At 51.1% G+C, this 311-nt stretch carries 1 protein-coding gene; it reads right to left on the reverse strand.

Going from position 1 to position 311, the window contains the following annotated elements; translation table 11 throughout:
• On the reverse strand, positions 1–311 hold a 311-nt coding region (locus WM40_RS29435; protein ID WP_157793849.1), incomplete at both ends, for an IS110 family transposase.

Genomic DNA, 311 nt, shown 5'->3' on the forward strand with positions numbered 1-311 from the left:
TTGATCTCTGATTGCCTTGATCGATGCACTGCGACCTGCCGGAAATATAAATCCAAACTCGTAGAGCAATCCACGAAGCTGATTTATCTGCATGACACGAATTCGCATTATCTGCTGGCGAATCCGGTGCAGCGCCAGAATAGATTGCTGATCGGCAGATTTCACGGCTACAAAGCGCATTCCGGGTCGTTGTGCGGCCTCCCAGATCGCCTCTGCATCGGCGGCATCATTTTTATTCGATTTGACATATGGCCGGACGAATTGTGCGGCGATCAATCGGACGTCGTGTCCGAACGCTCGTAATTTGCGTG

This window comes from Robbsia andropogonis (assembly GCF_000970345.1).
Taxonomy (GTDB): domain Bacteria; phylum Pseudomonadota; class Gammaproteobacteria; order Burkholderiales; family Burkholderiaceae; genus Robbsia; species Robbsia andropogonis.